We start from the raw sequence: 13,114 nt of genomic DNA, 5'->3' as shown, positions 1-13,114 counted from the left end.
ATGAATCATCTGGACGCGTCTCCCGTATCGCCATGGCATGCCGGCGAACGGCAACTGCAGCAAAGTGCCGGCGTGGCCGAGCGCATGGAGGTGATTGGCGCCAAGGTCATACGTGATCATTTGCCGGAACAGCATCGGGCGTTTTATGAGTTGTTGCCCTATCTGGTGGTGGGTGCCGTGGATGCTCAGGGGCTGCCCTGGGCCACGCTGCTGGAAGGCTCGCCGGGGTTTGTCCACTCGCCCGATCCTTACCGTCTACGCATCGACAGCCTGCCTGCCGTGGGTGACCCCGCCGCGGCCGGTTTGAAGAGTGGCGCGGCCGTTGGGCTGTTGGGCATCGATCTGAACACGCGGCGGCGCAACCGCATGAACGGAGTCGTGGCTTCGGCGGGCGCCGATGGTTTTGCCGTGGAGGTGGTGCACACCTTTGGCAACTGCCCGAAGTACATTCAGCTGCGTGCGGTGGCCCCGGATGCCTCGGGGCGGCGCCCGGCTGAAGGTGCAGTCCAGCGTGCCAACTCGCTTGATGACGCCGCACGGGCGGTGATTCGCAATGCCGACACGTTCTTCGTCGCCAGCTATGTGGACCTGGAAGGCGATGCGGCCAAGCGTTCGGTGGACGTTTCACACCGGGGTGGCAATACCGGGTTTGTGCGGGTGGACGGTGATGTACTGACGATTCCCGACTTTACCGGCAACTCGTTTTTCAACACCTTGGGCAATTTGCAGGTCAACCCGGTGGCGGGGTTGTTGTTCGTGGATTTTGCTTCGGGTGATGTGTTGCAGGTTGTCGGGCGTGCCGAGGTGATTCTGGGCGGGGCGGAGTTGGCCACGTTCGAGGGCGCGGAGCGGTTGTGGCGGGTGACCGTGGAGCAGGTGGTTCGGCGGGAGGCGGCGTTGGCGTTGCGTTGGCAGTTCGAGGGTTTTTCTCCCTACAGCCTGCCGTTGGGGCCCTGGAAAGCCTGACAGGCGTTGCCGAGCCACTCGTGCGACTGAGTTAAAACTCAATTGCGCGGGAGGCGGTGTTTGGTGCCGGGGAATGACGCAATACTTCGTCGGGATTTTGCCTGCCCAATGATGGGCTGTACCGAGGTTTCCCAATGAATGCACCAAGCCGCCTTGCGCTGCTGATCACCGCCACTGCTGCCCTCAGCGCTTGTGGTGAGTCCTCCAAACTGCCGTTTCAGGCGGGTGTGGGGCCAAGCCCGCAACTGCCCGAACCCACCACCTCGCTGATCCCGACGCTCAAGGTGTCCAAGGCCGTGGGTTGGCCGGAACATGCCCAGCCCAAGGCACCCGAGGGATTCACGGTGACGGCGCTGGCCGCAGACCTTGACCACCCGCGCTGGGTGTACACCTTGCCCAACGGTGACGTACTGGTCGCCGAGAGTAACCATCCGCCCATGCCTGAAGGGGCCACCGACGGCGGCACTGGTCTGCTCGCCTGGGCGCGTCGTACGGCGATGGGGTTTGTGATGGGCCGGGTGGGTGCCGATGCGCCGAGTGCTGATCGCATTACCCTGCTGCGGGACGCTGATGGCGATGGGCATGCCGAGGTGAAAAGCATTTTTCTCAGTGGTCTGACCTCGCCGTTCGGCATGGCATTGGTGGGGGATGAGTTGTATATCGGGAATGCCGATGCGGTGGTCAAGGTGCCTTATGTTCAGGGCCAGACTCACATCGATGCGACCCCGATCAAGGTCACCGATCTGCCGGCCGGGATCAATCATCACTGGACCAAAAACGTTCTCGCCAATCCTCAGGGCACCAGGCTTTACGTGACCGTGGGGTCCAACAGCAATGTGGGTGAGAGCGGGCTTGAAGCCGAGGACGGGCGTGCTGCGATCTGGGAGGTGGACCTTGGCAGTGGCCAGAAGCGGCTGTTTGCCAGTGGGTTGCGTAACCCCAATGGTCTGGCGTGGAAGCCTGGCTCTACGCAATTGTGGACGGTGGTCAACGAGCGGGATGAGATTGGCAGTGACTTGGTGCCGGATTACCTGACGTCGGTGCAGGATGGCGCGTTCTACGGTTGGCCGTGGAGTTATTACGGGGCGCATGTCGATAGCCGGGTGCAGCCGCCGCGTCCGGACAAGGTGGCCCAGGCGATTGCGCCGGACTACGCGCTGGGGACGCATGTTGCGCCGTTGGGTTTGACCTTTTCTGATGCGCGGGGGATGCCTGCCGTGTTCGCTGATGGGGTGTTTGTGGGGGAGCATGGGTCCTGGAACCGTAATCCGCAGGCGGGGTACAAGGTGGTGTTTGTTCCGTTCAAGGACGGTAAGCCTGCGGGGACGCCTGTTGATTTTCTGACCGGGTTTTTGAATGGTGATGGGGAGGCTCAGGGGCGTCCGGTGGGGGTGACGCTGGACGGGCAGGGTGCGTTGCTGGTGGCGGATGATGTGGGGAACACGGTGTGGCGGGTGGCGCGGGTGAAGCCCTAAGGTTTTGCTGATGTTGGGGGCATATCCGTTATTTTTGTTATGGCGGGTATGGGTTCCGCTCTTACAGCGGGTCACTTTTGAAAAGCCCAAAAGTAACCAAAAGGCTCTTGCCCCACCACTCGGCACCTCGCCTAGGCTCGGTGTGCCCTCACTCCGGCATTACTCCGCGGGCCGCCGCGACGGGGCGTCCCTGCCCCGTCGCGGCTAAACCGGCGTCCTGCCGGTTTACCCGCTCCGTACTACCTGCGTTCGGCCAGCGTGGTTTAACGGGGCGCCTAAGATCAAGATCAAAAGCAGATCAAGAGCACAGCGGCCTACAGGCCGGCTTGAGTGGTGTGAAGCAAAGGCAACATCAAGATCAAAATCTACAGCGGGCACAGTCAAATGTGGGAGCTGGCTTGCCTGCGATGCAGACAACTCGGTACATCAGACACACCGAGGTGATGCCATCGCAGGCAAGCCAGCTCCCACAGAAAAGCAGAGCTGCATCCGTTTCAGATTTGGTTTTCGCTTTGGCTTTCGCTTTTGCTCTGGCTTCTACCACTCAAGCCGGCCTGTAGGCCGCTGTGCTCTTGCTTTTGATCTTGATCTGGCTCTGACTGCCCCAATAAGCCCGAGGCCGAACGTAGGGATTGAGGAGCGGGTAAACCGGCAGGACGCCGGTTTAGCCGCGACGGGGCAGGGACGCCCCGTCGCGGCGGCCCGCGGAGCAATGCCGGAGTGAGGGAACACCGAGCCTAGGCGAGGTGCCGACAGGCGGGGCAGAGCCCTTTGCTTACTTTGGGGCTTTTCCAAAGTGAGTCGCTGTAAGAGCGAAACCATAGGAGGCCGTGACCGAAGAAACGGATATGCCCCCGCCCCCGCCCCATCAGCCCCCACATCCCACCCCCACCCAACGCCGTATACAAATTCACCTCCGCCACCAACTGCGCCAACCGATCAACAATCAACGCCTGCTGCGAATTGAACAACGACCGCTGCGCATCCAGAAACACCAGATTACTGTCCACCCCACTGCGATACCGGTGCTGCGCCAGGTCGTAATACTTCTGGTTGGCCCGAACAAAATCCCGCTGCGCCGCCAGCTGATCGTTGTACGTTTGCCGCGCCGCCAGCCCATTCGAGACCTCTTGAAACGCCGTCTGAATCGACTTCTCATACTGCGCAACAAGGATGTTCTTCTGGATCTTCGCGTAATCCAGGCTGGCCCGCAGGCTGCCCGCATTGAAGATCGGCAGATTGATCTGCGGCTGAAACGCCCAACTCCCCGAGCCCCCTGGAACAACCCCGACAAGTCCTTGCTGGAAGTGCCCGCGTTGGCCGTCAGCGTGACCGACGGAAAAAACGCCGCCCGCGCCGCGCCAATGTTGGCGTTGCCCGCCTGAAGCTGGTACTCCGCCTGGACAATATCGGGCCGCCGTTGCAGCAGGTCCGACGGCAACCCGGCCGGCACCCGGGCCAGCAGGTCGTCGGACAGCGGTCGTGCCGGCAGCGAATCCGGCACCGGCCCACCCACCAGCAACGCCAGGCTGTTGAGGTCCTGGGCGACCTGGCGCTGATAGCGGGCGATGCTCGCCCGCGTACTCTCGACGCTGGTCTGGGCCTGGATCACATCGATCGACGTCGCCTTGCCTGCGGTCTTGCTGCGGGAGGTCAGGCGCAGGCTGTGTTCGTCCGAGGCCAGTGTCTGTTGGGCCAGGGCCAGCAGTTCCTGGTCGGCGCGCCAGGTCAGGTAGGCGTTGGCAACGTTGGCCACCAGGCTCAGTTGCGCGCTGCGCCGGGCCTCTTCCGTGGCCAGGTATTGCAACATCGCCTGTTCACTGAGGCTGCGCACGCGGCCGAAAAAATCCAGCTCGTAGGCACTCACGCCGAGCGTCGCCGAATAGGTGGAGGTGATCGCGGACTTGCCGGTACCGGTGGCGCGTCGCGGGACTTTTTGCCGGTTTTCGGCCGCCGTGGCAGACACCGCGGGGAACAGGTCCGCGCGCTGGATACGGTATTGCGCCTGGAACGCTTCGACGTTCAGCGCCGCCACCCGCAGGTCACGGTTGTTGACCAGCGCCTGGCCAATCAACTGCCGCATCACCGGGTCACGGAATAACGGTTGCCAGTCGGGCCCGGCGACCGAAGGACCCACTTTGTCAGCGTTGTACTGCGGGTATTGCGCCGGCGTGGGCGCCTCGGGCCGCTGGTAATCCGGGATCAGCGAACACCCGCCAAGCACGCACATCACACCGAGCATGAGTTTTTTCATCACGCGCCAACCATCCATTTGGCCAGGCCATGCCGGCCACTGACACCCAGTTTGGCCGCCGCGCGCTTGAGGTAGGTTTCGATGGAGCTGTTTTTTACGCTGAGCTTCTCGGCCATCTGCGGCACGGTCCCACCGGTCAACAACCCCAGGCAAACCTCTTGCTCCCGCGCCGACAAGGTGATGTCACTGAGTGACAGGCGTTTATAGAATTCGCGCTGCAATTGCGACTGCTCCAACGGGGTTTTAGAGGGCTCGGGCGCCACCAGTGGTACTTGGCGGTTGATCTGCGCGTGGCGCTCCATCAACGGCAGCAAGGTCTCCGAAAGGCTCTTGAGAAACGACAGCTCGGCCAGGGAAAAGGCGCGTTGGGTGTGGGGCCGATAGAACGAAATCACGCAGCGCCGATTGGCCTGGCGCGAGACCAGGTTGCACTGGTGGGAGGTGCCCCGGGCGTGGGTGCTGTTGGCCTTGGCATTCATCTGGATCAGCAGCGGGTCGTTCATGCCGAGCATTTTTTTCAGCAGCGGATGGTCGTCGCGGTGATGCAGGGTGCGCGGTGGTGGCAAGTCCTGCTTCAACCCATCGCTGCCGAGTAACTTGATATCGAGCACACAGGCCTGGTGCTCGTCGAGGGTCCATTCACTGAGGTCCACCAGGTGCACCGGCACCAGCTTGTCGACCAGTCGCAGCATGTTCGCCGCAAAGTGTTCAGTGCCGGTGCTGGAAATCAACTCCCCCAACTCGAAATAAAAATGCGGACTTTCCACATTCCGAATACTGCTGGTCAGACTCATAGCCATCTCATCCTTGATGTCGAAAACCGTCAACGGTTGCCCCGTACGTGTGCAGGCCTCCCGTTCTCCTTGAACCTGGGTCGGTGCTCGAGGCTTTATTTAGCCACGGGGATTTGTCCTACGTATGTAGCGGAAACGAGGGACACAACCTGCCATAAAAAACGCGCCATTATTTCGTCATGTCTGACAGTGAAATAAGGCGAGGGGGTGCGCCTCGAATATTTTAGAGTTTATTAACTATTTGAAATAAAACAGTTTTATTGGCTTTTGTGAAATTCGTCGGCAGTCAGGCATCGGCCAGATGTAGCCAATCTCCTACATTCATTTAATCGTTTCAGCACTGAACCATCAGCCAACCCCGGCGCGGTACCCGGCTGTCCGGGTTTCGGGTGACATACGGGCCTTGGGGGCGATGCTTAAATTCCATTGATTTCGCCTCAATGGGGCGTTGTGCGCCTTATCGACACCTCACATGAGAAGGATCTTATGACGTTTTTCCCCTGACCGCCGCCCAGCGGGATATCTGGCTGGACCAACTGCGCCTCGGCGATTCGCCGCTGTACAACATCGGCGGTTATGTCGACCTCACAGGCCCGGTGAACCCCGAATTGATCCAGCGCGCCATTGAGCGACTGGTGTCCAGGCATGATGCGTTGCGTACGGTGTTGCAGGTGGCGGCCGATGGTTTTCCCCGGCAGGCGTTTGCCGAGGTGATGGCGGTATCGGTGCCGCAGCATGACTTCTCGCGGCTGCCCGATCCCCAGGCTGCCGCCCAGGCCTTGCTGCAGGAGCAAATGGCCCGGGCCTACCGTCTGGTGGATGAGCCGTTGTTCCGCTTCTTCCTGGTCAAGCTTGATGACTTGCATTACCGCCTCGGCACCCAGGCCCACCACCTGATTCTCGACGGCTGGGGCTTCGGCCAGATGCTGCAATCCCTGGCCGGTATCTACAGCGCTCTGGAGCAGGGCCGGCAACCGGACCTGTCGGCGCCGTCGTATATCGATTTCATCGACAGTGATGAACAGTATCGCGAGTCGCCCCGTTACGCCCGGGACCGCCGCTACTGGCTGGACAAATACCGGGTTCTGCCCGAGCCGCTGCTGACCCCCCGTTATCAGGCCAGGGGCCAGGCGCCGAGCAACACCCTGGTGGCGCCATTTCCGGCGGCGCTGCTCAACCGCATGGCGCGTGTGGCGAACCGTCACCAGGCCTCCGCGTTTCATGTGTTACTGGCCGCCCTGTACCTGTACTTCAGCCGCACCGGCCAGCGTCAGGAGTGGGTAGTGGGGCTGCCGATCCTCAACCGTTCCAATGCGCAGTTTCGTTCGACCCTGGGGCTGTTCACCCAGGTCAGTGCGGTGCGTTTGCAGTTCAGCGAAGACATGCCTTTCAGCGCGTTGGTGCGCGGTGTGCGGGACCAGCTCAAGCAGGATTTCCGGCACCAGCGCTTCCCGCTGAGCGAGATGAATCGCGAGCTGGGTTTGCTGCGCGCCGACCGTGGCCAGCTGTTCGACCTGTCGGTGTCCTATGAACAGGATGACCATGAGTTCCGCTACGGCCAGGCATCGGCCCGGGCGATCAAGGTGTCGAACCACCATGAGCCATTGCCCCTGGCGATTCACTTGCGCAGCAATCGCTACCACGACACGGCGTGCCTGCATTGCGTCTACAACGAGGCGTATTTCCAGCCGCACGAGGTGCAGGCCCTGGCCGAACGCCTGGTGTATGTGCTGGAGCAGGGGCTGGAAAATACCGAACTGACCCTGGCGGATTTCTCCCTGGTAACGCCTGAGGAAACCGCGCAGTTGCAACGCTGGAACGCCACTGCCCAGGCGTATCCTGCCGCGCAGACGCTGCACGGGCGTATCGAGGCCCAGGCCGCGCTGGCTCCGCAGGCGGTGGCGGCGGTGTATCAAGGCCGGCGCCTGACGTATGACGAGTTGAATCAACGGGCCAATGCCCTGGCCCATCAGCTGCGGGGGCTGGGGGTGAAGCCGGACGACCGTGTGGCGATCGTCGCCCGGCGCGGCCTGGAAACGCTGGTGGGGTTGCTGGGGATTCTCAAGTCCGGCGCCTGCTATGTCCCGATAGACCCGGCCCATCCCGCTGAGCGCCTGAACTACCTGCTTAATGACAGCGCGCCGGTGGCGGTGCTGACGCAGACGGAGTTGCTGGCGAGCTTGCCGGTATTGCAGGTGCCGGTCATCCACCTGGACCAGGCCACGGCCCGGTCGGCGAGCAACCCGCAGGTGGCGATGACGCCCGCCAACCTCGCGTATGTGATCTACACCTCGGGTTCCACCGGCCTGCCCAAAGGCGTGATGGTGGAACACCACACCGTGGCCAACCTGGTGGACTGGCATTGCCAGGCCTTCGACATGCACCCAGGCAGCCACACCGCCAGCGTGGCCGGTTTCGGTTTTGATGCGATGGCCTGGGAAGTCTGGCCGGCGCTGTGCGTGGGCGCGACCCTGCACCTGCCGCCGGCCCACGACGGCGCCGAAGACATCGACGCGCTGCTGGACTGGTGGCGCGCGCAACCGCTGGACGTGTGCTTCCTGCCCACGCCGGTGGCCGAGTATGCGTTCAGCCAGAACATCGAACACCCGACCCTGCGCACCTTGCTGATTGGTGGCGACCGCCTGCGCCAGTTCAACAAGGCCCGCCGTTTTGCGGTGATCAACAATTACGGCCCCACCGAAGCCACGGTGGTTGCCACCTCAGGGCTCGTAGAGGTCGGGCAGCCGCTGCACATCGGCAAGCCCATCGCGAATGCCACGGTCTATCTGCTGGATGAGCGGCAAAGACCGGTGCCCATCGGTGTTGCGGGCGAGTTGTACGTTGGCGGCCAAGGCGTGGCCCGGGGCTATTTGAACCGCCCGGAAATGACCGCTGAACGTTTCCTCGACGATCCTTTCAGCCCCGGCCGTATGTACCGCACCGGCGACCTGGCGCGCTGGTTGCCGGACGGCAATATCGAGTACTTGGGCCGCAACGACGATCAGGTAAAAATCCGTGGTGTGCGTATCGAGCTGGGTGAAATCGAATCCGCTGTGGCCGCCTATGAGGGCGTCACTGAAGCCGTGGTCCAGGTACGGGACGGGCAACTGCTGGCCTGGTTTACCGAACACACCGCGGTGGAGATCCATTCGCTGCGTGCCTGGCTGCAATCGCGACTGCCGGATTACATGGTGCCGCTCGCCTACGTAAAGCTGGACGCGTTACCGCTGACCGCCAACGGCAAGCTCGACCGCAAGGCCTTGCCCGCGCCCGATGCAGAGGCGTTTGTCAGCCGAACCTACGAGGCTCCACAAGGCGCCATGGAAAATACCCTGGCGCAGATCTGGGCCGAGGTGCTGCACGTCGGGCAAGTGGGGCGCCATGATCATTTCTTCGAGCTGGGCGGCCATTCGTTGTTGGCGGTCCAGTTGGTGCAGCGCATGCGCCAGGCCGGGTTGCAGGCGGATGTGCAGGTGCTGTTCGGCCAGCCGACATTGGCCGCGCTGGCGGCAGCGGTCGGCGACGGCGCCGGCTTCGATGTGCCGCAAAACCGTGTTCCTTCGGGCTGCACGACGATCACCCCGGACCTGCTGACGCTCGCCGAGCTGGACCAGCCGACGATCGAACGTATCGTCGCCGCCATTCCCGGCGGCGCCCCCAACGTGCAAGAGATCTATCCGCTGGCGCCGTTGCAGGAGGGCTTGCTGTATCACCACATCACCGACGAGCGCGATCCCTATCAGCAACACGCGATGTTCAGCTTCGCCCGCCGTGACCAGCTGGATGCCTTCGCCCAGGCGCTGCAACAGGTGATCGACCGCCATGACATCTTGCGCACCAGCCTGGTATGGGATGCCCTTGAGCAACCGATGCAAGTGGTGTGGCGCGAGGCGCGCCTGCGCGTGGAACCGGTGAGCCTTGAGGGTGATTCAATCGTCGAGCAACTGCGCGAACGTCAGCGCCCGCTGGATTTGCGCAAGGCCCCACTGATGGCCCTGGACTACGTTGAGGACCCGTTGAACCGGCGCTGGGTGGGCATGCTGCGCTTCCATCATCTGGTGAATGACGCCACGTCGACCCAGGTGCTGATGGCGGAAATCCAGGCGCACCTGCAAGGCCAGCAACAGCAACTGCCGGAACCGGTGCCCTATCGCAATGTGGTCGCCCAGACCCGTTCACCGGCACGCCAGGCCGGGCACGAGGCATTCTTCCGCGAGCGGCTGGCGGACGTCGACGAGCCGACCCTGGCCTTCGGCTTGCAGGAACGCCAGGCGGATCGCCACGAGACCGAAGAAGCCCATGTGCTGCTGCCCGACAGCCTTGGCCAGTTACTGCGTGAGCAGGCTCGCAGCCTGGGCGTCAGCGCGGCGAGCCTGTTTCACCTGGCGTGGGCCCAGGTACTGGGGCGCGTTTCGGGGCGTGACGACGTGGTGTTCGGCACCGTATTGCTGGGGCGTTTGCAGGCCGGCGAAGGTGCGGACCGTGCCCTGGGCATGTTCATCAACACCTTGCCGCTGCGGGTACGGCTGGCCGGATTAACGGTGCGCGAGGCGATCAAGGAGACGCAGCAGCAACTGAGCGCCTTGCTCGCCCATGAACAAGCCTCGCTGGCGTTGGCCCAGCGTTGCAGCGGCGTCACACCGCTGTTCAACAGCCTGCTGAATTACCGGCATGCCTCGGCCGAGGCGTTGCAGGCGCTGCAGCCCGGCATCGAATTGCTCAGCAGTGAAGACATCCTCAGCTACCCGCTGATGCTGTCGGTGGACGACCTTGGCAGCGCTTTCCGGCTCAAGGCCAAAGCGCCGCGCAAGGTCGGCGCGCAACGCCTGCTGGACTACCTGGGCACGGTGTTGTCGGGCTTGGTGGAGACGCCCGAAGCGCCGCTGTTCGAGGTGCAGGTGCTGCCCGCGACCGAACTGCAACAGCAACTGGTGGATTTCAACGCCACCGAAACCGATTACCCCGAGGACCTGACCGTTCACGCCCTGTTCGAAGCCCATGCCCGGCACACCCCCCACGCGGTGGCGGTGCAGGCCGGCGAGCACCAACTGACCTACCGTCAGCTCAACGAACGCGCCAACCGCCTGGCCTATCACCTGCGCGAGCGCGGGGTGCAGCCGGACTCGCGCGTGGCGCTGTGTGTCGAACGCGGGCTGGACCTGGTGGTGGGGTTGCTGGCCATCCTCAAGGCCGGCGGCGCCTATGTGCCGCTGGACCCGGGTTATCCCCGCGAGCGCCTCGCTTACATGCTGCAGGACAGCGCGCCGGTAGCATTACTGGTGCACGGCGCGACCCGCGAGTTGCCGGGGGAAGTGTCGATACCGGTGATCGACTTCGACCACTGCGCCTGGCACCAGGCGCCCGAGGGCAATCCTTTGGTGCCCGGCTTGAGCGTCGGCAACCTGGCGTACGTGATGTACACCTCCGGCTCCACCGGCACGCCCAAAGGGGTGATGATCGAACACCGTGGCCTGGGCAACCTCATGCACTGGGGTTCGCAACTGTGCCCGAATGCCGAGGGTGGCGCGTTGTTGCAGCGGGCGCCGTTCAGCTTTGACGGTTCGGTGTGGGAGCTGTTCTGGCCGCTGACCAATGGCATGCGCCTGGTTCTGGCACGCCCCGATGGTCACCGCGAGCCGGCGTATCTGGCGCAGGTGATTCGTGAGCAACAGATCAGCGTGATCAAGTTTGTGCCGGCGATGTTGCAGCAATTTCTGGAGCTGGAAGAGTCTGCGCTTTGCACCAGCCTCACCGACGTTTTATGCGGTGGCGGGGAACTGACCGAGGCCTTGGCCCGTGGAGTTCAGGCACGGTTGCCCAAGGTGCGCTTGCACAACGTCTATGGACCCACCGAGGCCACGGTAGACAGCAGCGCCTGGACCCTGGAACCGGGAGCGCCGGTACCTGCGGTGCAGTTGCCGATTGGGCGGGCCATCAACAATACCCGGCTGTATGTGCTGGACGAGCACGACCGGCCGGTGCCGATGGGATGCAGCGGGCAGTTGCACATCGGCGGTGTTGGCGTGGCCCGAGGGTATCTGGGGCTGGCGCAGATGACGGCCGAGCGGTTTATCGATAGCCCGTTTGTGGCGGGGGACCGGTTGTATCGCACCGGGGATCTGGTGCGGTATTTGCCGGGCGGGAATCTGGAATTCCTGGGGCGTAATGACTTCCAGGTGAAACTGCGCGGGGTGCGGCTGGAGCTGGGAGAAGTTGAGGCGCGGTTGGCGGCGCACCCTGCGTTGCGGGAGGTGGCGGTGTTGATTCGGGATGAGCGGTTGGTCGCGTATTTCACGGTTCGTGAGACGGTGCCGAGTCTTGAAGCGTTGCGGGTTTACATGGTGGAGGGATTGCCGGAGTACATGGTGCCTTCGGCGTTTGTGCGGATGGAAGCGTGGCCGCTTAATCCGGCGGGGAAGCTGGATCGCAAGGGGTTGCCTGAGCCTGGGGTGGAGGCTGTTTTGAGTCGCGCCTATGAGCCGCCGCAGGGGGAGGTGGAGACGGTGATTGCGGGGGTGTGGGCGCAGGTGCTGAAGCTGGACCGGGTAGGGCGCCGGGATCATTTTTTGAGTTGGGAGGGCATTCGTTGTTGGCCGTGGGGGTGGTGGCGCGGATGCGTAAGGCGGGGTTGGAGGTGGATGCTCGCTCGTTGTTCAGTCAGCCGACGGTGGTGGGGTTGGCGGGGGTTGTGGGGAGGCGGGTGGAGCGGGTGGAGGTGGTGCCTTCTGTGGGGATTCCGCAGTTGGGGCGGCGGCGCAGGATTTGAGCTTTTACCGTGTACATATCCGTTTCTGCGGTAACGGCCGCTATGGGTTCCGCTCTTACAGCGGGTCACTTTTGAAAAGCGCAAAAGTAACCAAAACGCTCTGCCCCGCCTGTCGGCACCTCGCCTAGGCTCGGTGTTCCCTCACTCCGGCATTGCTCCGCGGGCCGCCGCGACGGGGCGTCCCTGCCCCGTCGCGGCTAAACCGGCGTCCTGCCGGTTTACCCGCTCCTCAATCCCTGCGTTCGGCCTCGGGCTTATTGGGGCAGTCAGATCAAGATCAAAAGCAAGAGCACAGCGGCCTACAGGCCGGCTTGAGTGGTAGAAGCCAGATCAAAAGCGAAAGCAGAGCCGCTTTTCTGTAGGAGCCGGCTTGCCGGCGAAAAACCTGAGAGCGCCGCGTTGAATCAGTATGCCCGCGTCATCGTTAACGACCATCGCCGGCAAGCCAGCTCCTACAGGGGATCGTGCCCGCTTTAGATTTTGATCTTGATGTTGCCTTTGCTTCACACCACTCAAGCCGGCCTGTAGGCCGCTGTGTTCTTGATCTGTTTTTGATCTTGATCTTAGGCGCCCCGTTAAACCACGCTGGCCGAACGCAGGCTTTGGAGCGTGGGTAACCCGGCAGGACGCCGGGTTAGCCGCGCTGGGCCAAGGATGGCCCATCGCGGCGGCCCACGGTCCAAAGCCGGAGTGAGGGCACACCGAGCCTAGGCGAGGTGCCGAGTGGTGGGGCAAGAGCCTTTTGGTTACTTTTGGGCTTTTCAAAAGTGACCCGCTGTAAGAGCGGAACCCATAGCGGCCCTGACCAAAAAAACGGATATGCCCCCAATTCAAGCCGCTCCAATAAATACGAAAGTTC

3 protein-coding genes and 2 pseudogenes are annotated in these 13,114 nt (G+C 62.8%); 3 read left to right on the top strand and 2 right to left on the bottom strand.

Translation table 11 applies throughout. The annotated features are described in order from the left end of the window. The gene (locus JFV30_RS17630; RefSeq protein ID WP_201124762.1) at positions 1–966 is read left to right on the top strand and encodes a pyridoxamine 5'-phosphate oxidase family protein; all 966 of its coding nucleotides are present in this window, start codon (positions 1–3) and stop codon (positions 964–966) included. A gap of 134 nt (positions 967–1,100) precedes the next feature. Next, entirely contained in the window at positions 1,101–2,441 is a 1,341-nt protein-coding gene (locus JFV30_RS17625; RefSeq protein WP_201124761.1) for a PQQ-dependent sugar dehydrogenase, read from the top strand. An 884-nt stretch (positions 2,442–3,325) separates the two neighbouring features. Here JFV30_RS17625 and JFV30_RS17620 read toward each other — a convergent pair. Next, positions 3,326–4,695 (bottom strand): annotated as a pseudogene (locus JFV30_RS17620) (efflux transporter outer membrane subunit); the annotation flags it as partial. Further along, complete coding sequence (locus tag JFV30_RS17615; RefSeq protein WP_201124760.1) at positions 4,695–5,489, bottom strand: helix-turn-helix transcriptional regulator; 795 nt, start codon at positions 5,487–5,489, stop codon at positions 4,695–4,697. The gene JFV30_RS17615 and the pseudogene JFV30_RS17620, both read right to left, overlap by 1 nt. Before the next feature lie 500 nt (positions 5,490–5,989). Here JFV30_RS17615 and JFV30_RS17610 point away from each other — a divergent pair. Continuing rightward, positions 5,990–12,255, top strand: a pseudogene (locus JFV30_RS17610) (amino acid adenylation domain-containing protein). Positions 12,256–13,114 lie beyond the last annotated feature (859 nt).

Origin of the sequence: Pseudomonas sp. TH32, assembly GCF_016650855.1 — a bacterium.
Classification (GTDB): Bacteria; Pseudomonadota; Gammaproteobacteria; order Pseudomonadales; family Pseudomonadaceae; genus Aquipseudomonas.
Note: the sequence above shows the minus strand (reverse complement) of the source record. Positions and strands in the feature narration are given on the sequence as shown.